1 pseudogene is annotated in these 425 nt (G+C 45.6%); it reads left to right on the top strand.

The features are described 5' to 3' along the window. Nucleotides 1-425, top strand: a pseudogene (locus FOT42_RS17955) (hypothetical protein); the annotation flags it as partial.

Below are 425 nucleotides of genomic sequence, written 5' to 3' on the forward strand. Positions count from 1 at the left end.
TTCTTCAAGGAAGGTGGAGGAAACTTTACCATTGACAACTTTTATGTGTCCGACATTGACCTTGGTGTAATGGTGACCGATGGTGATGCTCCAGCTGGTGTTCGAATTGAAGCTGGTGACCTTGCCATAACAAACATACAGTTTGCAGATATTGCCGAAACTTTTTCTGCCACTAACTACGAAGGAGCCAACCAGAGCTTCTATACGGAAGGTATTGCTACAGGAGCCGGAAATGGAGCCAATTCCCCTGATTGGGCAGCTGGATGGACCATTGGTCTTGAGAACAGCGAAACCATAAGTGAGAATTTGGCTGGTGAAGTCACTGGAGATGTTAGCTTGAGTGCTTCTATAGAATATCTTCTAACAAGCTCTTTCATCGTTAAAGAGGGTGGATCATTGACCATTCCTGCCGGGACCGTGATCAA

Origin of the sequence: Flagellimonas hadalis (assembly GCF_007785775.2) — a bacterium.
Lineage (GTDB): Bacteria > Bacteroidota > Bacteroidia > Flavobacteriales > Flavobacteriaceae > Flagellimonas > Flagellimonas hadalis.